This window comes from Halomonas flagellata (assembly GCF_022487945.1).
Classification (GTDB): Bacteria; Pseudomonadota; Gammaproteobacteria; order Pseudomonadales; family Halomonadaceae; genus Halomonas; species Halomonas flagellata.
Genome location: NZ_JAKVPY010000145.1, coordinates 1 through 531, shown reverse-complemented (window position 1 = coordinate 531; position 531 = coordinate 1). Strand labels below are relative to the sequence as shown.

Annotated in this window: 1 protein-coding gene; it reads right to left on the bottom strand. The window is 68.2% G+C overall.

What is annotated here, in order from left to right; translation table 11 throughout:
* A partial coding sequence (locus tag MKP05_RS21585) for a Mu transposase domain-containing protein (protein WP_439109017.1) occupies positions 1-531 on the bottom strand: 531 nt, incomplete at both ends.

Genomic DNA, 531 nt, shown 5'->3' with positions numbered 1-531 from the left:
ACGTCAGCCCCGCCAGCGCCCGGGGCTTGCGGACCAGCCAGCCGATGACATGGCGATAGTCGATCGCCCGCAGGCGACCGCTCTTCGGCGTGGCATGCAGGCGCGGCAACGTCAGCAGGGCCTGCTGGGCGTGGTGCACCACCAGCCGGTCGTCGTACAGGTGCACGCGCAGCCGCTCGCCGATCAGTCGGGACGGCACCGAGTAGAGCACCTTGCGGACCTGGATGGTGCTGGACGTGGTGACGCGTACCGTCAGCTCGGTGTAATCGGTCCCCGGCCGGCTGGGGAGCGGCTTCAAGGCAGCGCGTTCGAGCGTGATGCGGGCGGCATTACGCCGGTTGATGGCGGTGGTGATCTCATCGAGGAACGCCTGGTAGTCGACGAGGCTGGGGAAATCATGTGAGCCGCGCAGCGTCAGTCGCTGCTTGAGGCGCCGCTTGAAGTGGCCGTGGGGCGACTCGATGCTGGCATTTTCGTGCCCGCGCCCCGGGTTGTTGCGGCTCGCCGTCATGCCGTAGTGCGTGCACAGGG